This window comes from Nostoc sp. DSM 114167 (genome assembly GCF_052692655.1).
In genome coordinates this window covers 8,277,993-8,300,369 of sequence record NZ_CP195116.1, presented here as the reverse complement: position 1 = coordinate 8,300,369, position 22,377 = coordinate 8,277,993, and the positions used below count along the sequence as shown (strand labels likewise).

15 protein-coding genes are annotated in these 22,377 nt (G+C 41.5%); 9 read left to right on the top strand and 6 right to left on the bottom strand.

The features are described 5' to 3' along the window. Window positions 1–26 precede the first annotated feature (26 nt). From NSTC731_RS35040 to NSTC731_RS35030, 3 genes are all read left to right on the top strand, one after another. Window positions 27–773 (top strand): phycoerythrobilin:ferredoxin oxidoreductase, encoded by a 747-nt coding sequence (locus tag NSTC731_RS35040; RefSeq protein ID WP_445628960.1) that lies wholly within the window; start codon window positions 27–29, stop codon window positions 771–773. A 283-nt stretch (window positions 774–1,056) separates the two neighbouring features. After that, window positions 1,057–2,193 carry an FHA domain-containing protein gene (locus NSTC731_RS35035; protein ID WP_445628959.1) on the top strand — a complete coding sequence of 379 codons (1,137 nt, stop codon included), beginning with the start codon at window positions 1,057–1,059 and terminating at the stop codon, window positions 2,191–2,193. Between the two features lie 423 nt (window positions 2,194–2,616). Then, window positions 2,617–3,882, top strand: coding sequence for a M20 family metallopeptidase (locus NSTC731_RS35030; RefSeq protein ID WP_445628958.1), 1,266 nt, complete (start codon window positions 2,617–2,619; stop codon window positions 3,880–3,882). A 92-nt stretch (window positions 3,883–3,974) separates the two neighbouring features. Here NSTC731_RS35030 and NSTC731_RS35025 read toward each other — a convergent pair whose 3' ends face one another. After that, on the bottom strand, window positions 3,975–5,525 hold the full coding sequence (locus tag NSTC731_RS35025) for a sensor histidine kinase (protein ID WP_445628957.1): 1,551 nt from the start codon (window positions 5,523–5,525) through the stop codon (window positions 3,975–3,977). 198 nt (window positions 5,526–5,723) lie between these two features. Next, on the bottom strand, window positions 5,724–7,436 hold the full coding sequence (locus tag NSTC731_RS35020) for an ATP-binding protein (protein ID WP_445628956.1): 1,713 nt from the start codon (window positions 7,434–7,436) through the stop codon (window positions 5,724–5,726). Between the two features lie 222 nt (window positions 7,437–7,658). Here NSTC731_RS35020 and NSTC731_RS35015 point away from each other — a divergent pair, with 222 nt between their 5' ends. The 3 genes from NSTC731_RS35015 to NSTC731_RS35005 all read left to right on the top strand — a co-directional run bounded on the left by NSTC731_RS35015 (window position 7,659) and on the right by NSTC731_RS35005 (window position 12,009). Then, a complete protein-coding gene (locus tag NSTC731_RS35015) occupies window positions 7,659–8,477 on the top strand; it encodes an SDR family oxidoreductase (RefSeq protein WP_445628955.1) in 819 nt (272 codons plus the stop codon). A gap of 581 nt (window positions 8,478–9,058) precedes the next feature. Continuing rightward, on the top strand, window positions 9,059–10,987 hold the full coding sequence (gene dnaK / locus NSTC731_RS35010) for a molecular chaperone DnaK (RefSeq protein WP_445628954.1): 1,929 nt from the start codon (window positions 9,059–9,061) through the stop codon (window positions 10,985–10,987). Between the two features lie 320 nt (window positions 10,988–11,307). After that, on the top strand, window positions 11,308–12,009 hold the full coding sequence (locus NSTC731_RS35005) for an acetoacetate decarboxylase family protein (protein WP_445628953.1): 702 nt from the start codon (window positions 11,308–11,310) through the stop codon (window positions 12,007–12,009). Between the two features lie 303 nt (window positions 12,010–12,312). On the opposite strand, the gene NSTC731_RS35000 is transcribed toward NSTC731_RS35005, so the two are convergent. Continuing rightward, window positions 12,313–14,193 (bottom strand): ABC transporter ATP-binding protein, encoded by a 1,881-nt coding sequence (locus tag NSTC731_RS35000; protein WP_445628952.1) that lies wholly within the window; start codon window positions 14,191–14,193, stop codon window positions 12,313–12,315. Window positions 14,194–14,769: 576 nt separating this feature from the next. Here NSTC731_RS35000 and NSTC731_RS34995 point away from each other — a divergent pair. Both NSTC731_RS34995 and NSTC731_RS34990 read left to right on the top strand, forming a co-directional pair. Continuing rightward, entirely contained in the window at window positions 14,770–15,792 is a 1,023-nt protein-coding gene (locus NSTC731_RS34995; protein WP_445628951.1) for a tetratricopeptide repeat protein, read from the top strand. Between the two features lie 128 nt (window positions 15,793–15,920). Continuing rightward, on the top strand, window positions 15,921–16,934 hold the full coding sequence (locus tag NSTC731_RS34990) for a zinc-dependent alcohol dehydrogenase family protein (protein ID WP_445628950.1): 1,014 nt from the start codon (window positions 15,921–15,923) through the stop codon (window positions 16,932–16,934). Window positions 16,935–17,114: 180 nt separating this feature from the next. Here the strand turns inward: NSTC731_RS34990 and NSTC731_RS34985 are convergent, their stop codons facing one another. The 3 genes from NSTC731_RS34985 to NSTC731_RS34975 all read right to left on the bottom strand — a co-directional run bounded on the left by NSTC731_RS34985 (window position 17,115) and on the right by NSTC731_RS34975 (window position 20,406). Further along, the gene (locus NSTC731_RS34985; RefSeq protein WP_445628949.1) at window positions 17,115–17,786 is read right to left on the bottom strand and encodes a glutathione S-transferase family protein; all 672 of its coding nucleotides are present in this window, start codon (window positions 17,784–17,786) and stop codon (window positions 17,115–17,117) included. A gap of 248 nt (window positions 17,787–18,034) precedes the next feature. Next, window positions 18,035–19,162, bottom strand: a complete 1,128-nt coding sequence (locus NSTC731_RS34980) for an aryl-sulfate sulfotransferase (protein ID WP_445628948.1) — start codon at window positions 19,160–19,162, stop codon at window positions 18,035–18,037. 206 nt (window positions 19,163–19,368) lie between these two features. After that, a complete protein-coding gene (locus NSTC731_RS34975) occupies window positions 19,369–20,406 on the bottom strand; it encodes an NADP(H)-dependent aldo-keto reductase (protein ID WP_445628947.1) in 1,038 nt (345 codons plus the stop codon). Between the two features lie 929 nt (window positions 20,407–21,335). Between NSTC731_RS34975 and NSTC731_RS34970 the strand changes: the two genes are divergently transcribed. Beyond that, window positions 21,336–22,073, top strand: coding sequence for a Crp/Fnr family transcriptional regulator (locus NSTC731_RS34970; RefSeq protein ID WP_445628946.1), 738 nt, complete (start codon window positions 21,336–21,338; stop codon window positions 22,071–22,073). Window positions 22,074–22,377: the final 304 nt, after the last annotated feature.

Below are 22,377 nucleotides of genomic sequence, written 5' to 3'. Positions count from 1 at the left end.
AAGTTTTGAATTCGGAGCGAAGCAACGTGACACTCTATCAGCCATTTCTTGATTATGCGATCGCTTATATGCGATCGCGTTTGGATTTACAGCCCTATCCTATCCCCGCTGGATTTGAGTCCAAGAGTGCTGTTGTGGGCAAGGGAAAGAATCAAGAAGAGGTTGTCACCACTAGTTATGCCTTTCAAACTTCAAAATTGCGGCAAATTCGAGCAGCTCACGTGCAGGGTGGCAATTCGCTGCAAGTGCTGAATTTTGTGATTTTTCCCCGCCTCAACTACGATTTGCCCTTTTTTGGGGCAGATTTGGTGACATTGCCAGGAGGACATCTAATTGCTTTGGATATGCAGCCCCTATTTCGGGACGATTCAGCATATCAAGCGAAGTATACTGAACCAATTCTGCCGATTTTCCACACCCACCAGCAACATTTGTCTTGGGGAGGAGATTTTCCCGAAGAAGCACAGCCTTTTTTCTCTCCCGCTTTTCTGTGGACTCGTCCTCAAGAAACGGCTGTAGTAGAAACTCAGGTGTTTGCTGCTTTCAAAGACTATTTGAAAGCTTATCTCGATTTTGTAGAGCAGGCAGAACCCATAACAGATTCCCAAAGTTTAGTAGCCATTGAGCAAGCTCAACTGCGATACCTCCGATATCGGGCTGAAAAAGACCCAGCGCGAGGAATGTTTAAACGCTTCTATGGTGCCGAATGGACTGAAGAGTATATCCACGGATTTTTATTTGACCTAGAGAGAAAATTAACAGCCATTAATTAGATACTCTTTGACCTTTGACTTCCGCCTTTAAATATTAGTAAACCTTAACCCAAGCCTATTGATTAGACATCTGGTGAAATTAAATATGCGTTACCTGAAATCCTTGTAGAGACTTAGCAGTGCTATGTCTCTATATTCTTTTTCGGAGATATATTCTATTTATATGGTTAAAAAAATTGATATAAATATGGATTAAAAAAAATTGCTGATTTTTACGCAGCTACATCCGAAATCAGAAAGTTGAGAGTTGTAGTTAGCTGTGAAGATTTACAGGGTTAAAGCAATGACAACACTCATGCCACAATGGAAATTTACTCTTCAACATGACGATGCAGGCAAACAACAAACTTGGCAATTTTCTGAACAACAGCCAACTAAAAATCCTGACACTATCCGCATCGGTCGCGATCATCTGAAATGCGATGTAGTTCTTCAAGATAATACTGTATCATCTCTCCACGTCGAAATTTTTTTTAATCAACAGGAAAATCGCATTTTTATTAGGAATTTGCGAGGATTACAAAATCTTCCCCTTGTAGACGGAGTACTATTGTATCCCGACAAAGAATTTTCTTTATACAATAACAGCATTATTTGTTTAGGAAAACAGAAACTCAAAGTTATTGATATTTCCATATTTGGAGTTAGCAACCTTGACGCAACTAATTTAAATTTTTCACCTAAGCCAGATCGTGAGGAAAATTCTGGTAAAGATACAAGTAATAACAAGAATTTCTGGAAAGAGCCAACAGGAATAGCAACAATTATAACTTCAGTATTTACTCTTGGGGGAGTTATTATAACTTCAGTATTTGCTCTGAGTGGAGTTAATCTTACTCAATATACAGAAAGAGAAAAGATAAAATTTGAACAGCAGAAAACACAGTATCAGGTAAAAGCTGACCAAGATAAATTAATGCAAGAGCTACTATCCAAAAAACAAGAAAAGGCTGAAGAAAGATTTTATCAACATAAGGCTGAAGTTTTAAATATGGAAAAAAATGAAACCAAAAGTAAGCAAATCCGATTGAAAAATAATTGTGATAAATTTATTAATATAGCCGTTAATTTCACCGCTTTAAATGATATAGAGGAAACTAGGGGTTGGAATGGAATTTCTCCAGGAGGAACTATAAGTCCTAGTTATTTTGCCCGGAGTGGAACTATATTTATACATGCTGAGGCTATAGACAGCAACGATAAAAAGTATGAATGGGAAGGAGAAAGTTACCGCGAAAAGAACACCATAGAGGCTCATTTTGATTATATTGCTGACGATCTTTCTATTTTGATCTCAGGAGATAAAGAACGAAAATTAAAGAAATTTGAAGCGAAGAAATTTTATGAAGTAAACTTTGAGCCAAATGGGATTACAACTAAAACATTTACTTGTAATGGAAATAGTTTACAGTTAAAGTAATTAAATTTGATTTTTTGGAAGTAACCTTATATAAGAATCAGATTTGATTTTTGAAAAAGCGACCTTTTGGGGAATGAAAGAGGTAATTAATATTTGCCGATGTCTACCTTAAGAAGTCAATTCATCAATCAAATAAGAGTCCTATATCCTGTTTATAAGTTCAAGCTACTGGCTAGCTAATCTTATATTTATCTTGAAAATAGGGAATTGTGGCTAGTAGTTACTTTATATTCATCCAACTCCTAAAAAATAAGGCAGGAGGCAAAAGGCAGGTGGTCACTGAGCGTAGCCGAAGTGAGGCAGAAGGGAAGAGGATTTGACTTGTTTCTTTCGCCCTTCTTGCAACTTCGCCTTTGTTGGAGACTCACGTTAAACTGAGAAAATAATCTAAGTTGGCTGTACTTAAACTAGTTTGTCTTTATAATGGTTTCCACTTTTCCCAATCCTTCTTCTGTCGATCTATCTCGCATCCGACTTTCTATCCGCTCATTGCAACCGCAATTAATAGAGTGGCGGCGGCGATTACATCAACAACCAGAGTTGGGTTTTCAAGAAAAACTGACTGCTGAGTTTGTATCACAAAAGCTGCAAGAATGGGGAATTGAGCATCAAACTGGCATTGCCCACACTGGCATTGTTGCTACCATCAAAGGCAACAAACTTTCTGACTCCCATTCGGCTACGCTCACGGCAAGCCGACTTCCGACTCCCCAAGTTTTAGCGATTCGCGCGGATATGGATGCTTTGCCAATCCAAGAACTCAACGAAGTGCCGTACAAATCGCAGCATGATGGAGTGATGCACGCTTGTGGACATGATGGACATACAGCGATCGCTTTAGGTACAGCTTATTATCTCCAACAGCATCGCCAAGATTTCTCTGGCGTTGTGAAAATTATCTTTCAGCCAGCGGAAGAATCACCAGGAGGCGCAAAGCCAATGATTGAAGCTGGAGTTTTGAAAAACCCTGATGTTGAAGCAATTATTGGTTTGCACTTGTGGAATAATTTGCCTTTAGGAACAGTGGGTGTGCGCGCTGGCGCATTGATGGCAGCTGTAGAGTGCTTTAACTGCACAATTTTGGGTAAAGGTGGACACGGCGCACTACCCCATCAAACTGTTGACTCCGTTGTTGTTGCTGCCCAAATTGTCAATGCTTTACAAACCATTGTCGCTCGGAATGTTAATCCCATTGATTCAGCAGTAGTGACAGTGGGAGAACTTCACGCTGGAACCAAACGTAATGTAATTGCTGATACAGCAAGAATGAGTGCTACTGTCAGGTATTTTAATCCTAGTTTGAAAGGCTTTTTTAACCAGCGTGTCGAGCAGATTATTGCTGGAATTTGTCAAAGTCATGGTGCAAATTATGATTTAGAATATTGGTCACTTTATCCACCAGTAATTAATGATATTAAAGTAGCAGAACTAGTGCGATCTGTAGCAGAAGAAGTGGTAGAAACTCCTCTGGGTATTGTGCCAGAATGTCAAACTATGGCTGCTGAAGATATGTCATTTTTCTTAGAAGAGGTTCCTGGTTGTTATTTCTTTCTGGGTTCTGCTAATCCTACGAAAGACTTAGCATATCCCCATCATCATCCCCGGTTTGATTTTGACGAAACCGCCTTGGCAATGGGTGTGGAAATATTTGTTAGATGTGTGGAAAAGTACTTTGTTTCATGTCATTAGTCATTAGTCATTTGTCCGTTGTAGTCACAAATGACAAAGGACAAAGGACAAAGGACAAAATTTTCACAATCTCATTTAGGATGGCTATATCTCTAATTCGTGACTATCGATTTCTGTTTATTGTTAACTTCTAAAGGCAAGAAAATCGTCATCACTTCCCCATAATGTGGACGCTGGCGCACAATTAGTTTGCCACCGATCGCCTGAAACAAATGCTTGGTTGCAGCGATATTCAAACTAATCGTACCTGTTTCTGGTTGAAACATCAGCAGTTGACCTAAAGCTTTGCGAATTGGTGGCGTTGCAGGTATGGTGGCTTTATTTGAATCTTTGCACCTCAATTGTGGCGATAACTGTAACTTCAGTTGATCTCCTGCGGGGATAACTTGTACTTGAATATGGCTGCCAGCAGGTAAGCTGCGAGTAAAATTTTCCATCAAACCAGTGAGAACCCGATCCAGCATGGTGGGATTGCTCACTACTGTTGGTAGTTGCTGGGGTAAAACAACATTCAAAGTTAAATTCCGCCGATGTGCAGCTTGTTCCCAACGGGGAATGCTCTGCTGCAACACTTGATCTAAAGACATCGGTGTGAGTTGAGTTTTTGACGATTTTGCTGAGGCAGTAGTTTCTAGTTCTGCGGCCTTAAACAGCAATTCCATACGGTCAATTTGCTCGGTACACTCGTGATCGATAATTTTTAAGCGATTGATCGCGCTAGCATCTAAATCTCGCCGCTTCAACAGCAGACGAGTCATGGTGCGAATAGTTGTTAAAGGTGTGCGGACTTCGTGAGCAAAAGCTTGGAGCAATTCTACATCAGGATTTGAGGATTGGACATTCGGCATCGCTTCGGCTTTGCTCAGAGCAAGTGGACATTGAGGATTGGAGAAAACTCTTCTCCCCTGCTCCTCTGCTCCTCTGCTCCCACTTCGGCTACGCTCAGTGACCACCTGCTCCCCTGCTTCTTCCCCAGTCCCTAGTAAACAGTCTTTAGTCTCTTCTGGTTCTGTTAATTCCTGAAGCAATAACTGACTAAAGTGAATCATCATGCGGTAGTCTGGTGCTACCGGAGAATACTGTTCTACTAATGCGTCCAAGCGCCCGAAAAATTCTGGATTAGCCAGCATTACCCGTGCCCCTAGCGATCGCCAAGCCTGCTGCACTATCTCTGGCTCAAAAGAAAATGAAAAAGTTTTTTTACCGTTTTTGTGGGTTGTTAAAACTAGTACTAATCTGAATTTATCTGTAAAAACCAAGCAAAACTGTTCTGCTCCAAGCGGATCGGCAGGTAGTAAAGGAAGTACCGATTCATTGAGAGCAATTTCTTCATTGACAGACGCAATTGCACCTGGCATCTGAAATGGCATCAGTGCCAAAGGGTTAAATGGTTTTGCTGTAAAAGTTACTGTTTGTAAACTTTGAGTTAATTTTGGTTGACTAAACAAGGGTGCTGGTGCAGCTAAAACTAATCCTTGGGTTGTGTCAACTGAAGGGTCTGCTAAAGTATTTAATAGCAAATGTTCTGTCGCTGCGAGGCTGATACGCCACTGCTGCTCTGCTTTAGCAGGTGAACATTCTGCCACACTTGATTGATTTTGGGCCAAGATTTCGCTCAGGCTTGGCAATATCCATTGGTACACAGGCTTTCACCCCTTAATTCAAGAGCGACTAACAGCGTCTAGGTTAGACATTTCACTACTATCTAAGAGGTTATAGCTATTTGTATACTGATGACAGTGGTAGAACCGAACAATTCAGGGGCAATTACCCTCTAACTGCGATGTCTATGACGGGCTATGCTTACGCACTTAGAGGCTGAAAAACATTGGCACTGACTTTTACCGATAGGTGTGGCGATCGCAAATTGATGATTGTGCTGGTTTCCCTACTCGAATTGGGATTGTAATTACAAACTCTGCACCTTGTCCCGGTGATGAAATACATTGCAAAGATCCACCATGCTTGTCAGTAATTATCTGGTAACTTATTGATAAACCCATACCAGTCCCCCTCCCAACTGGTTTCGTTGTGAAAAAAGGATCAAATAAACGCGACTGGATTTCTTCTGGAATTCCTACTCCATTATCAGCAATCCGAATAATTACATTTTCATTTACCTGTTCAGACGAAATGCGAATCAAGGGATTTGGACAAAGTTCTTTTGGGAAACAATCTTCTAAGGCATCAATTGCATTTGTCAAGAGGTTCATAAATACCTGATTCATTTGCCCTGCAAAACACTGGATTTGAGGTATTTCACCATATTCTTTAGCCACTTGAATTTCAGGGCGATTATTTTGTGCCTTGAGTCGGTGTTGTAAAATTAACAGAGTACTGTCGATTCCTTCATGGAGATCGGCCGTTTTGAACTCAGCTTCATCCAAACGAGAGAAAATTCGGAGACTGAGAACAATTTCCCGAATGCGTTTAGCCCCCATCTTCATTGAGGTTAACATTTTAGGCAAATCTTCTGTTAAGTACTCAATATCTGCTTCTGCGTTAGCATTTTTTATTTCTGGCTCTGGGTTAGGATAATGATTTTGATAAAGCTTAATTAACAGCAGCAACTGTTGAGTGTAATCATCAGTGTGTTGTAGATTGCCGTAGATAAAATTAACTGGATTATTGATTTCATGGGCAACTCCCGCTACTAGTTGACCCAGACTCGACATTTTTTCTGATTGAATTAATTGGATTTGGGTTTTTTTCAAGTCTTTCAAAACTTGCTGAAGTTCTGCTTCTGCCTGCTGACGCTCAACAATCTCGTCTCGTAATTGTTCGTTAGCATTGACCAACTCATCTCTAGAACATTGGAGCTCGTCTGCCATTTTGTTGAACAAGGTAGCTAACTCGCCAATTTCATCGTGGGAGCGAATATTAACTCTGGTATCCAGTTTACCCTCAGCCAGATTCATCACAGCTTGCTGGAGTTGCTTAATCGGTTTTGAGATGCTTCTGGAGAGCAGAGAACCGACTGCTAATGCAAAGATGCTACATCCCAAACTAATAAACAACGTGACAACAATATTTTTATGGGCTGTTGCGAGTGCTGCTTTATAAAGTGGTGTATATTCCAAAATTACTGCACCCATTGTTTCACCGTTGCTAGTCTTAAAAGCAACAGCAATCAATTGAATTCCATTTGGGTATTCAGGACTGGACTCAATATAAGTTCTGGGTACACCATCGTGAATAGTTTTACCAACTTCATTATTGCGATCGTGGTCTAATCGCGTACCGATATCTTCCGTAACTACATCTGCTAGAATGATTTTATTGCGGTCTACAATCTCCAAATCGCGCTGACGTTGCTTGTGTAGCGATTGAACATGCTCTTGCAGATGGGCTAGCATCCGATCTTGCGATCGCATTTTGTGGTTTTCAAGCTCATGGCTGACGAAATATCCCAGTAGTCCAGCAACTTCTTCGGCCTCTTGTTGAGCAAGATATTTAGCTATATTCAATTGTTGATTAGCACTAATCGCACCAATTATTCCTGAGAGAATAGCCATTCCTAGAATACCTAAAATTAATTTTTGACTAATTTTCATTGCTTGCTCAAAACCTCAAGTGCTGACTACTGTGCTAATTCAGTTCTAGGGAATTTGCCCTTTTCCTAAAATTCCCACTTATCAACCTGAAAGCGACAGAGTCAATAACCATTAGCAAAATCTTCAATCTCGTTCTATTTTGGCGATGTGGTTAGGCGTAGCTCATCGTAGACATCGCATTTTTTTTAGTAGATTAACAATAGACTATCTCAAGGGCACTTTATGACTTCTTTTGATTCAGCTAAAGATTTGGTACTAGTTGCTGGTGCTACAGGTGGAGTCGGGCAATTAGTAGTAGGCAAGTTACTCGAAAAGGGTTTAAAAGTTCGCGTTCTGACACGCAATGCTGCAAAAGCTGAAGAGATGTTTAACCAAAAAGTGGAAATTGCCGTTGGTGACATCCGTCAGCCAGCTACACTGCCAGCAGCAATGCCAGGTGTTACCCACATCATAAATTGTACCGGAACCACTGCCTTTCCCTCTGCGCGATGGGAGTTTGACGAAACCCCGAACTTGATTGAATGGGGAATTATTTTCTTTAATCCCAAATCTAGTGAAGCAAAAGCAAAGAATAGTCCGACAAAGATTGATGCTCAAGGTGTCAGCAATCTAGTAACAGCAGCACCCCAGAATTTGAAGCGATTCGTTTTCATCTCTTCTTGTGGAATTCTCCGTAAAAATCAGTTTCCTTTTAGTATTCTTAATAGTTTTGGCGTGTTGGATGCCAAACAAAAAGGCGAAGAGTCCATTATTAATTCAGGATTACCCTACACCATTATCCGCCCAGGACGCCTTATTGACGGCCCCTATACCTCATACGACCTCAACACCCTCCTGAAGGCAAAAACTGGGGGTAAATACGGTGTGGTCATAGGCACTGGTGATACGCTTTCGGGTGATGCCAGCCGGATTGACGTTGCAAACGCTTGTGTAGAATGCCTTTTTCAGCCAAATAGCTCTAGGAAAATTTTTGAAATAGTCAACCAAGGACAAAGACCACCTGTGATTGACTGGGAAACTCTTTTTTCTGAGATTGAGTAACTACTGAGTGATTAGTGCTGAGTGCTGAGTGATGAGTGATGAGTGATGAGTGCTGAGTGCTGAGTTAGGAGTTATTATTTCTCCCCTGCTCCCACTTCGGCTACGCTCAGCGATCACCTGCTCCCCCGGTTACTGAGCGCAGTCGAAGTATGCTCCCCTGCTCCCCTGCCCCTCTGCCTCTTTTCAATGCCCCATACCCAATCCCCAACCCTTACTGCTTCTATAGTTTATTGCCTCAAAAGACGGCAAACACCACTCGGACGTTACGGTTCACCCTAATTACTGAAAGTATTAATTCTTCTACATTAGACAGAGTGAAGACAAATTAATCCATGAACCAACTAAAAACAAAATTTAGTTAGTTTAACCGTCCCAAGCAAGGTTCGGGAAACCACCCTTCATGGACTGGCTACCACTAAGCTTCAGTATATATATCAGCATAGTCTGGAGTTTTAACCCCAGGAAAGCCAAATTAAAGGTATTCATGCTGAACTGGCTGATTTCTTGACCCTGTTGGTTCAAAATTTAGTGCTTTATATTCTCATTCATTCATTTGTAGTTATACGGAGCCAGCACCTAAAATGGCAAAAGTAGTTGGAATTGACTTAGGAACAACGAACTCCTGCGTAGCAGTGATGGAAGGTGGTAAACCCACAGTAATTGCTAATGCTGAAGGTTTTCGGACAACGCCATCAGTAGTTGCGTTTGCGAAAAATGGCGATCGCTTGGTTGGTCAAATCGCCAAACGTCAAGCGGTAATGAACCCCGAAAACACGTTTTACTCTGTCAAGCGCTTTATTGGACGCCGCTTTGACGAAGTTACAAAGGAGACTACTGAAGTTTCTTACAAAGTCCTGAGTAGCGGCGGCAATGTCAAGCTAGACTCTCCAGGCGCTGGTAAGCAATTTGCTCCAGAAGAAATTTCTGCACAAGTTCTCCGCAAACTGGTTGAAGATGCCAGCAAATACCTGGGTGAAACTGTAACCCAAGCTGTCATCACTGTTCCTGCATACTTCAATGACTCGCAACGGCAAGCAACAAAAGACGCAGGGAAAATTGCTGGGATTGAAGTTCTGCGGATTATCAACGAGCCTACCGCTGCTTCTCTGGCTTATGGATTTGACAAGAAGAGTAACGAAACCATCCTAGTATTTGACCTTGGTGGTGGTACTTTCGACGTATCCGTGCTGGAAGTAGGAGACGGAGTTTTTGAAGTACTAGCTACATCTGGTGATACCCACCTTGGTGGTGACGACTTTGACAAAAAAATAGTTGATTTCTTAGCTGAGAAGTTCAAGAAAGCCGAAGGTATTGACCTGCGGAAAGACAAGCAAGCTTTACAACGTCTAACGGAAGCCGCAGAAAAAGCGAAAATTGAGCTTTCTAGTGTCAGCCAAGCAGAAATTAACCTACCATTTATCACCGCTACCCAGGATGGGCCCAAGCACCTGGATACAACCCTGACTCGCGCTCAGTTTGAAGAACTTTGTTCTGACTTAATCGACCGTTGCCGTATTCCTGTGGAAAACGCCCTTCGGGATGCCAAGTTAAACAAAGGCGATATTGATGAAGTGGTGTTAGTTGGTGGTTCTACGCGGATTCCCGCAGTCCAACAGATTGTGAAGCAGGTATTGGGTAAAGACCCCAATCAAAGCGTGAACCCTGATGAAGTTGTAGCAGTTGGTGCAGCCATTCAAGCCGGAGTACTGGCTGGTGATGTAACTGGCATCTTGTTGTTAGACGTGACACCCCTATCTTTGGGTGTGGAAACATTGGGCGGCGTGATGACCAAAATTATCCCCCGCAACACCACAATTCCCACCAAGAAATCGGAAGTCTTCTCCACTGCTGTGGATGGACAAACCAACGTAGAAATTCACGTCCTCCAAGGTGAACGCGAATTCTCTAACGATAACAAGAGTTTGGGAACCTTCCGCCTTGATGGTATTCCTCCTGCACCACGTGGCGTTCCTCAAATTGAAGTGGTGTTCGATATTGACGCTAACGGTATCCTTAACGTCACCGCTAAGGACAAAGGTACTGGTAAAGAACAGTCCATCAGCATAACTGGCGCTTCCACCCTGGATAAAAATGACGTTGACCGCATGGTAAGAGAAGCTGAACAAAATGCTTCATCTGACAAAGAACGGCGTGAGAAGATTGAACGCAAGAACCAAGCCGACTCCTTAGCATACCAAGCTGAAAAGCAGTTACAAGAATTGGGCGATAAAGTTCCCGATGCTGACAAGACTAAAGTCGAAGGTTTGGTGAAAGAATTGCGCGAAGCAGTTGCTAAAGAAGACGATGAGCAAATCAAAAAGCTCACCCCAGAATTGCAACAAGCGTTATTCGCTGTTGGTAGCAACATCTATCAACAAGCTGGTGCTAGTGCCAGTGCTGGCGCTGGTGCCGGTGCTACATCTGGTGGTGAACCTCAAGATAGTAGCAGTTCCTCTAGTTCTAGTAACGGCGACGATGTGATTGACGCTGATTTTACAGAGAGCAAATAATTCCTCTACTTTCTTTTGGGAAGATTGTTTTGTTCGACCTCATATTACCCATTCAGGCAAATGCCTGGGTGGGGATTTTTTTTAAGGAGTTAGGAGTTAGAAGTTAGAAGTTAAGAGTTAGGAGTTAGGAGTTACAGTAGAACTAATATTGGTAACTCTCGATCTTAATTCTTAACTTTATTCCTAACTCCTCACTGTCAACTCCTAATACCAATTCACAAAAAATATGATACAGATGCGAACCATAAAACCTATGCTACTTATCACTTTCTTAATTTTGAATTTTGAATGCGTGAATTTTGAATTGGTATAACTCCCTTATGTCATATCCACAAGCACCTTGGATACTCCAAGGTTATGCCATCCAAACTCTGCATTTGGTAAATATTGACCAAGTGCGCCCTTTAATTCCCTTAGAGTTAGAAATTATTTCTGTATGGCCTGGTAAAACCCTTGGTAGCGTGTATTTATCTAATTACGGGTCAGGCTCAGTACTGGAGTATAGTGAGTTAATTGTTGTCCCAGCTTTGATTAATTACCAAAAGAAAAGCGGCGCTTGGGTTTCCCACATTTATGTAGATAATGCTGATTCGGTGGCTGGCGGTCGAGACATTTGGGGGCTACCAAAGGAACTAGCTAAGTTTACCTGGGAACAAGGAAAGTATGTTACTGTGCATCAGGAAAATCGGAAGCTGTGTAGTCTTAACTATAATCAACAAAGCTTGGCATGGAGACAGTGGTTAAGTGCCTCTGCTTTCAGCGCCAAGGATAGTGATTTACTGATATTCCCTGCTGAAGTTGAGTCTGTGTTGGGTTTGATTGGTTCTAAGTTAGAAATCCCCGCCGAAAGTCCTTTTTCTGGAATAGGTTTAGGTCAGCCTTGGTTAACTGTGCGTTGTGAACAGATGAGTTTGCGGGTCGATGCGCCAAGAGTGGTAGGTCAGATGGGTATGAATACTTCTCGGTTAGGCATTTTTAATTCGGAATCGGGTTTTGGGAAAAGGGAAAAGGGTAAGGGTTAAAGGTTTTTTCTTTCCTTTTTCTCTGAGCTTTTTACACTTAACCGAAATGGATTCTTAATAAAATTTAGTAATAGCAACGACCTATTTATACCAATTCAATTAATGATTGCAACACATCCTTGGTTGAAGACGCGATGAATCAGACGCGATTCATCGCGTCTCTACAAATGATCTATTTGTCGCATTCTTTTTTCAAATTGGTATTATTTTGTGCGATCGCACTTTCAATAACAGTATCATTTTAGGCAATGCCTGCGGCGAAGGTAGCGATCGCTCTTTTCCATTTTGGGATTATAAAATATCCTAACTTCCCAACATTTGTAAGTTATGTAAAGTGGCATAAAGCCCTCCTTGTTGCAGTAGTTGCTCGTGACTTCCCTGTTCGATTAATTCGCCACGCTTGAGAACAAAAATCCGGTCTACGTTGCGAATCGTAGACAAGCGGTGAGCGATAATAATGGCAGTACGTCTATGCAAAAGCTGGTTTAATGCCTCTTGAACTGAAGCTTCTGTACCAACATCCAAACTAGCGGTAGCCTCATCTAGTACCAAAATTTGGGGATTGCGAATGGCAGCCCGCGCAAAGGCTAAAAGTTGCTTTTGACCACTAGAAATATTTGTGCCCCGTTCTCGTAGTTGAGTATCATAACCTTGGGGTAATTCTTCTATAAACTGGGCAATGTTGGTTTCTTCGGCTGCTTGTTGAATCTGCTCAATGGTGTAGCCATCTCCTAAAGAGATGTTGCTTTTAACATCGCCAGCAAACAAAAAGCCTTCTTGTAAAATTACTGCCATGTAACGCCGCAGTTCTGCTTGGGGTACTTCCCGAATATCTACCCCATCTATGAGAATGCGTCCTTGGGTGGGTTCGTAAAGGCGGCACAAAAGACGGATAATCGAAGTTTTACCCGCACCTGTAGGGCCGACTAATGCCACTTTTTCACCAGGATGAATGGTAAAATCTAAGTCTTTAATTACGTAATCATCATTTTTATAAGCAAACCAGACACGATCGAAGCGAATCTCTCCCAGTTCTGGGGGGGAAGTGAGGTCTGGGGATTCTAGATTAGCTACGATCTCATCTATGTAGCCAAATTTCGCATCAAATATTGAGAAGCGGACATTGGCGCGATCGCGAATTTCTATCGGTTCATCTAATATATCGCCTACGCGTTCAATGGCAGTGAAACCAGCTTGAATTACTGTAAATTTTTCCGCAAAAGCCCTTAAAGGGTCAAATAATCGCTGGGCATACAATACAAATGTTGATAAAGTCCCAAAAGTCAAGTTTTTTCCCAACAGCAACCATCCACCCACGCACAAAACACTTGCGATCGCAATCAGTCCAATCCATTCTAAGGTTGCTGAAACAAATGAATCATAAAAGATGGTTTTATCCATTTGCTGAATGTAGTTGTTGTTTGTCGCACGAAACAATTCGGCATTAAATTTTTCTCTACGGAACAACTGCACGACGTTAATCCCAAGCACATTTTCTTGTAGCTGTGAATTCATGATCGAAAGTTCTTCTCGCCCTTTGTAATTGGCTTTGCGGTACTGTTTTTGAATGTAAACAATTACCCAGCTAGTTGGTAACAGCATCAATATTAGCAAGCAAGAAAGTTGCCACTGGATGGAAAACATTAAACCCAAAGTCACCAGCATTAAAAACAAATCGGATATGATGCCAACTGCTCCAGTCGAAAAGACATCGCCTAACACTTCCACATCGCTGGTGATTCTGGTAATTAATTTACCTACGGGTGTGCGGTCAAAAAAGCGCACTGCTAGAGATGTTACATGCTGAAATAAGTCTTGGCGAATTGCGGCGGTGATTTGTTGCCCTAGCTTTTGGACTATATAACCTTGAAAACCTGTCAACAGCAATTGGATGCCGATCGCAATTACCAATAATCCCTCTAGGATATTCAGCCCTTGCGAGAAGGGACGATTCCGAAAAAATTCGTAAGTGCTGGGTTCATGACGAATCAGGGAGATTACTTGCCCAATCAAGAAAGGTTGTAAGGCATTAGCTAGTGCGAGCGGTACGAGTAGGCACATCGACAGCGCTAATAGCCGTCCGTTACGACGGGCATAAGGCACCAAACGCAAAAATAACCGCCAGTCATTTTCACGCCGACGATCTGGTGTATAAGATTTTTTCAGAGATTGGTAGATGCTCATAGTAAGAGCATTATATTAATGTTTGGAAAAAAACACGCTTGTTTAAAGTAGCGTTTATCTTCCTACTCTGATACCATGCCTGAGATAGAAACCGCAAGACTACTACTAAGACTCGATATTCCTCAAGATTTGGACGATCCCCTTTACATTTTGCAATCTTAAAAATATCAGTCTTCTACCCAGAAATGTTGCCACTGTTTAATTTAATTTGGCAAGAGTCTAAAAAAGCTTTTAGCTGATTATCTCCTTCCCAGTCTCAGACTGGGAATAATCTTCATTGAGGCTTTGCCTCCCAACTCGCGGCACCGCTAGGAGTAGCATTTCCAGCCAAAGGCTGAAAACGAGATTTTAAAAGGGTTTTGGCTTAAGTTTACACCAATGCACTTCTATGCGCCCCGACAGCATTTGTATTAATTGCTTCATAAATATTCCTGTAAGTATGAAAAAATAGCATACTTATCTATTTAAGTCTTATATCTAAAGATAGAAGATTGAGGTTAAAATTTGGGAAACCTAAGAGGGGTTCATTCCCAAGAGATGTTCTACCTACTTATCGCAGAATGCAACTGAGGTCAGATGACGCAACCTTTAAATCAAGTCAAAGAATGGGAACAACGTCGTGATGAAGCAAACCGCTACTACCAACGGGGGAAATTTCAAGAGTCTCTCGATCTTGCAACCAAAAATTTACACCTGGCTAGAGCAATTCCAGACCGAGCCAGAGAAGGTTATACATTAAACGATCTCGGTTTAGCTCACCTCAGTTGCTGGCAACCTCAAAGAGCATTAGAGCGTTTTCATCAGGCGCTTTCGGTTGCGATTGAAATTGGCAACACGGCAGCAGAAGCAACTGCACTTAGCAATCTGGGTTCTACCTACAGCCGTCTTGGACGCTTTTCGCAAGCGTTGGAATATTTTGACAAAGCACTGCCAATCTTTAGGCGATCGCAAGATACTCAAAGTGAAGTTTCTACTCTTAATGATGTCGCACTAATTTATACCCGCTTAGGAGAACCGAAACGCGCACTGTTGCTACAACACCAAATTTTGAGGATGCGGCGATTGTTAGGTGACTTTTCTGGTGAAGCAACAACGCTCAATGGTATTGGATTTGCCTACAATGTCTTAGGCAAGTTTGAGCAAGCACTAGAATTTTTTCAAGCAGCACTGCCAATTCAACGAGCCGTGAAAAATCTGCTTCAAGAAGCAACCACCTTGAACAATATTGCTTCTGTCTATCATGATTTAGGAAAACCGAAACAAGCGCTATTACTCTACTATCAAGTTCTTTTGACACGTCGAGCAATTAGCGATCGCGCAGGTGAAGCAACAACCCTTCATAACATTGGTTTTACCTACAGCATCCTGGCAGAGCATCGCCAAGCAATGAAGTTCTACAAACAAGCCATTGGGATTTATCAAGAACTGGGCGATAATCTTGGAGAAATTTCAACTTTGCTGAATATGGGAAGTGTTTACGCCACCACAAAACGCAAAAAAATGGCGCGATCGTGCTATCAAAATGCCCAAGAGTTAGCAGAGCAAATTGAATATCAGCCACTTTTAGAAAAAGTACAGCAGTTCATAGATTCTCTGTAGCCTCCAGTTCCTCTTCTCCCAATATGGGAGAAGAGGTTAAGCGAGCAGTATTGCGTAGCACTTGCTACGTCTCTAGATTCTTTTTTACCCTAGCTACAATACCAAAGTTGTAGCTAGGGTAAGGACATATGAAAGCTTACGAAATTCAAAGCAACGCCGGGATTGATGTTTTGGCATTAGTCGATCGCCCCCAAGCAAAACCCGCAGCTGGACAAGTTCTGATTCAAGTCAAAGCAACATCCTTAAATTACCGCGATCTGCTGGTGATTGAAGGAGCTTACGGTTCTGGACAGAAATATCCGTTAATTCCCATGTCTGACGGTGCAGGAGAAGTAGTGGCGGTGGGAGAAGGTGTGACACGGGTGAAAATAGGCGATCGCGTCGCTGGTATTTTCTTTCAAGACTGGATTTATGGCTCTTTAACCAAAGAGAAAATGAAATCCGATTTGGGAGGTGGTATTGATGGAATGCTGGCTGAATATGTCTTATTACACCAAGATGGTTTAGTAATATTACCTGACCACTTATCCTATATTGAAGGCGCAACTTTACCCTGTGCAGCAGTCACAGCTTGGCACGGCCTAGTGACAAAAGGTAATATTGGTGCAGGTGATAGTGTTTTATTACTCGGTACTGGAGGAGTTTCAATTTTTGCTCTCCAGTTTGCCAAGATACATGGCGCTAGAGTGATTATTACTTCTAGCAGTGATGAGAAGTTGGCACGAGCGAAACAGCTTGGTGCTGACGAGACAATCAACTACAAAACAACACCAGATTGGGAAAAGCAAGTTTATCAATTAACCAATCGCACAGGTGTAGACCATGTAGTTGAGGTAGGCGGTGCAGGTACTCTACCAAAATCCTTACAAGCAGTCCGCATTGGAGGACGTATTAGTTTGATTGGCGTATTGTCAGGAAGAGGAAGTGAAATTGACCCCATGCCAATACTTTTTAAGAGTTTAACAGTTCAGGGAATTTATGTCGGCAGTCGGGAAATGTTTGAGGCGATGAATCAGGCGATGCAACAGCATCAAATTAAACCAGTTATCGATCGAGTTTTCCCCTTCAATGAAGCACGAGAGGCTTATCATTACCTCAAAAGTGCGGCTCACTTCGGTAAAGTCGTAATTTGTAATTCGTAATTTTCAAGAGTTTAATTCTATGTTTCAAGTGGGGTTTGAATTCCCAGTTGAAACATAGTTATACCAATTAGAAAAAAGAATGCGACAAATAGACCACTTGTAGAGACGCAATTCATCGCGTCTTTACTTTACCCAAGGATGTGTTGCAATCATTAATCCAATTGGTATTATAAATTACCTTTAAACAGCAGCGAGAGTAGGTGCAGCGAATTTAGCATATCGCTCGATGTAGAATTCTTTAGAGTGAGCGATCGCTTTCACAGATTCACGCTCTTTTAAAGCACGTTTCCATTGGCGTAGACGGGGAAATTGCTCTGGCACTCCAAAGCCGCGATACTGCTTCAGTGCAGCCCAACGCTCAAACCAAGGGAAGTAAGTGAAATCGACCAAACTAATAGATTCACCAAACCAGTAAGGGCCTTCTTTAGAAAGCTTTGCTAAACCTTCGTTTTCAATGAATTCCAGATGTTTAGATAGTTCCTGTTTCGCTTCTTCTTGTTTTTCGGGATCTGAACTCCGCAGCAGGGTAGAAAAAGCGGGAACGAATCTGGTATTAGCAAAATCGATCCAGATGCGAGCTTGTGCCCTATCAATGGGGTTGCTGGGTAACAATGGCGGATTGGGAAATACCTCATCAAGATATTCGTTAATTACCGCTGACTCCCAAACTCGGTTATCGCCGTGAGTTAGTGCAGGCACTTTTCCATAAGGGGAAACTTGGGTAAACCCTTCCGGTTTATTCTGCAAATCAATCTCAATCAAATCGAAGTCGATGCCTTTCTCTTGGAGTACCAAGCGGGTACGGTGAGCATAAGGACAAACAACTGCACTGTATACTTTAATTTCAGCCATGTTTAAGTTCCTTGGTAAATTAGGACTTGTTAATCGGCATTGAGAATTGAATTTTCATTCAAAATCCCAAATCTTTAATTGTTAATGTCGCAAACTCTTGTTGAAGCGAATGTAGCGTGAAAATTTCTCGACACTAACCAAACTTTTAATAATCAGAAGTTCGTAGTAAGCACTTTAGTGCTTAGAAAATAAGGACTAAAGTCCTTACTACAAACTTGCTTACCCATCAATTTAAACTTGACAGACTCCTAAAGCCAGGGCACTTCTTCAGGTGCATAACGAAAGGCGCGGAAGACTGTATTTTGCTCTCCACGAGTTACCGGTGACTTTTCACCTGGAATATTCCTAGATGCAAAGTAGGGATTAATGTATTCCCAAACTATTTCTCCTGTAACTGTCACCTCGAATATTCGACCATAAGCACCTTCTGTAATTAAGGTATTGCCATTGGCCAAACGTTGCGCTCCTGATATGTATGCACTAAAGAAATTTTGGGGCGGGTTATCGGTGTATTCCCAAACTATTTCTTTGGTTTGACGGTTCACCTCAATCACACGGGAAAAATTGAGAGCGATGTTACGGCGATGTGCGCCATTGTCGAAAATCAGGATATTACCGTTAGCTAGTTCGTTCGGGAAGTGCTGCTGTGCTAGCACATCATCGCCTAGCGTCCAGATGATTTCGCCAGTTTTGCGATCGACGATGACAACTGTGGAGATATTACGAAAGCTCACTATAATGTTGCCATCAGCGAGTTCACCCACAGTATTCCCATGAGTCCATTCGTGTCGATGATCCTGGGGTGTAATCGTAAATATATCTGGATCGAGGTGTTCGTGGGCGTGCCAAGTCCAAACGATTTCACCTGCTGGAGTCACCTCATAAAGCACATCCGCATAGATATCACCATCTGGTTCTGTACCTGGTACGCCACCTTTGATCCGAGGAACCAAAGACTCAGGTATCTTTTCAATGGCGAGTAGAATTATGTTGCCATTGGCTAATCTGCGTCCGTCATGATGATGATCTGGATGCTTATATTCCCAAATAATATTTCCTTTGGGATTTGCTTCTAAAACAACGCCACTTTTGAATGCAGCCCATAAAGCAAAACGTAGGGGTTCTTCTGGTGGAGTTTTACCATTATAAAAAAGGTTGCCATTGGGCAAAAGATAACCGTATAACCCTGGTGGATAAGGCAGATTCCACTGGTGTACTACTTCTCCTTCCAAGTTGAGAAGGTAGACTTCACCTTGACCTGTCAAAGGTGTGAAAAGTGTGTATCCTTTAAATACTTTTTCGGGATTGTAAGCTCTTAAACCAGTACCCCGACGACGAATAGTATTTTGGTCAACTAATGTTGCTGTAAAAGTCATATTTTACCGACTAAATATCTAGTTTTGAATCTAAGAATTGAGAGAGAGTACATGGCGCATCTTTACTTCTACTCTGTGAGAGCCAGAGGCTCTAGGAAGGCATTACCAGGCTCCAGCCTGGTAACGAGGCGAACTATCTAAAATGTTTGAATTTTGAATTTTGAATACTTCGACAAGCTCAGTACAAGTTTTGAATTTTGAATTGTTTATGGTGCTGGGTTTGGCGACTGAGCATGAACTATATCCAACTCTTCCAAAATATCTTTGTTGAGAACTACATTCACACTTTCTAAATTCTCTTTAAGTTGTTCCAGTGTCGTAGCACCAATAATTGTGCTAGGCACAAACCAACGACTCCGCACAAATGCTAAGGCCAGATGCGCTGGACTTAATTGATGGCGCTTGGCAATTTCTACATAAGCTGATACGGCTTGACTGACTTTCGGTTTCAGATAGCGCTGACCGAAATTTTCAAACAAAGTGATTCTTGTTTTCTCTGGTTTGCCGTTTAGATATTTGCCAGTTAAGAAACCAAATGCTAAAGGACTATAAGCTAGTAACCCAATTTCTTCGTAATAAACTGCTTCTGCTAAGGCTCCATCAAATACTCGATTTAGCAAGTTGTAAGCATTTTGAATCGAAACAACTTTGGGCAATCCTAATTGTTTAGCAGCATTACTAAATTGGGCAACTCCCCAAGGGGTTTCGTTACTCAAACCGATATAGCGAATTTTACCAGCCTTAATTACATCGTCAAAAACTGCTAGCTGTTCAGCAATGGGAACCGTTTCTCCCACCTGAGTCGGATCGAAGACTGTTTGTCCAAATCGTGGCACGTAGCGATCTGGCCAGTGGATCTGATACAAATCGATATAGTCTGTCTGTAATCTTTTTAGACTATCATCTACAGCTTGTTTGATATTATCACGATCGATTGCTTTGGCTCCTCCACGTACCCATTTAAAACCTCGACCAGGACCAGCAATTTTAGTAGCTATAATAACTCGATCTCTTTGTTGACGCTTTAACCATTCCCCAATGTAAGTTTCAGTTAATCCATAAGTTTCGCCACTTGGTGGGACAGGGTACATCTCAGCCGCATCAATAAAGTTGACTCCTTGGGCAATAGCATAATCTAGCTGCTCGTGGGCTTCTTCAATGGTGTTTTGCTTTCCATAAGTCATAGTGCCCAGACAAATTTCGGAAACTTTTAAGTCACTTTTACCAAGTTGGTTATACTTCATATTTCGCGTTGTTATTCACTCGATTGAACAGTGATATTTTTGTTAGAGATTTTACATTTTGTCAAGGGCATTATTATTTTTTAAGTAAATTAGCTTCAAACAATACTGGATTTGGCACTAAGCCAATATAAGTTTTTCAGAGAATATAGAGTCTATACTACTATAAATCGATAGATAAACTGTATTTGAGGCATATAGCTGTTTATTATTGCATAGATTAACCAGATAAGTAAGTTAGTTTTGGGTAATCAAAATTTTAAATATGTAGTAGAAAATACTTGCTTTTATTGAGTATTTATGAAATAGACTGTTTTAGGCTGAGTATATAGTACAATAAATCGGTAGACTTGCAGTAGTATGTCAAAAATCTTAAGATTCTTCTAGGATGAAGTCTTAATAAATATTCATATTAATCTGCTTATTTCTAAGTATCTTCTTTTTAAGATAATAAAAATATACCAAGGCTAGTTGGGACTAAAAACATTTGTAGCAATGAAAAAGATTTAGGTTTTAATGACTTGTATAATCAGGAATTTTTTACTGCGATCGCTTCCAACTATGCTCATATCTATAGCAATATGATTAGCGAACATAATTTCATTTAATTATGCGATCGCAAATGCAATCAAGTTAATGTATTCGGATTTGTTGTTATTATAAACAACTCATTTTGTTATATTATAGATACAAGTATAAAAACCTTAGTTCCTTACTAGAACTTTTTTAGGGAATACACCTTTTGACATTAAGGCTAGACTTTTAATTTTCTCCTTATGCCGTGAGTTGTCTTTTCTAAGGACGGCTACATTCACAATACGGTTCGGTTAAAGGTGAAAGGGGAAAGGTTTTTAATACATCCTTTCCCCAAACCACAAGGAAAGTAAAAAATGCTTATCCGAACCGTATTGGCTACATTCTGGAGAATCACAATGTCATTAGACACAAATATTCTTGAGCAACCAGCAAATAAGCTGCTGGCAGCTTTGCCAGCCAGTGATTACGAACGTCTTGCTTCTCATCTAAAACTTGTTCCGCTCTCAAATCGGCAAATACTTTACGAACCAGGCGAACCGATCGCACAGGTATATTTTCCTAATAAAGCAGTGATTTCTATAATCACCACTATGGAAGATGGCTCAACTGTAGAAGCTGGTTTAGTGAGTAATGAAGGCATGGTGGGTATCCCGGTAATTTTAGGAGACAACATCCCAACCACAACAGCATTAGTGCAGATTCCAGACAGTGCGATGAAGATGGATGCGGATATACTCACAAGTGAGTTTAATCGGGGTACAGCCCTTCAAAGCCTGTTACTGCGCTACGTACAAGGTGTATACACTCAAATAGCACAAGGATCTGCCTGCAACCGTCTTCATAAACTAGAGAGGCGGCTGGCTCGCTGGCTGCTAACAGTTTCTGATCGTCTGGAATCAGAAGAATTTCCGCTCACCCAGGAATTTATCGCACAGATGCTAGGTGTACGTCGCGTTGGTGTCACTGAAGCAGCTAATATCCTCAGCAATGCCGGAATCATCACCTACTACCGTGGTCATATTAACATCTTGAATCGAGAGGCTTTACAAAAAACCTCCTGCGAATGTTATCAGATTATAGAAGATGAATATGTCCGTTTATTGGGCAATAAGCCCAATAAACGGAAAAAATAATTTTTTTGAGCTTCTATGTACGAAACCGCACAGACTCCAAGAACTGTGTTATTTTAAGATTTTCCAGATTGTTCACCGTGTTCCTTTAGAGAATACACCTTTTAACATTAGGATCAGAACCTTAATCCTTTAGACATCTTGCAAAAGTTCCTTTTCCAAGATTTCGGGGAAAGGTTAAAGGGTAAAGGGAAGGGTAAAATTCCATCCATTTCCCCCTTCCCCCTTCTCCTTTCCCCCACTTCTGCAAGAAGTCCTTTCCTTATGCTCTGAGTTGGTTTTTCTAAAGTCACCTACCTTAAGGAGA